Raw genomic sequence first — 203 nt, 5'->3', positions numbered from 1 at the left:
GCAAAGGCATAAGCCAGCTTGACTGTGAGAGTGACGGCTCGAGCAGGTACGAAAGTAGGTCTTAGTGATCCGGTGGTTCTGAATGGAAGGGCCATCGCTCAACGGATAAAAGGTACTCCGGGGGATAACAGGCTGATACCGCCCAAGAGTTCATATCGACGGCGGTGTTTGGCACCTCGATGTCGGCTCATCACATCCTGGGG

Annotated in this window: 1 rRNA gene; it reads left to right on the top strand. The window is 54.7% G+C overall.

Going from position 1 to position 203, the window contains the following annotated elements:
• A 23S ribosomal RNA gene (locus BHE89_RS04545) occupies positions 1–203 on the top strand; the annotation flags it as partial.

The organism is Shigella sp. FC1967 (assembly GCF_001743005.1).
Lineage (GTDB): Bacteria > Pseudomonadota > Gammaproteobacteria > Enterobacterales > Enterobacteriaceae > Proteus.
This window is presented reverse-complemented; position numbering and strand designations above follow the sequence as displayed.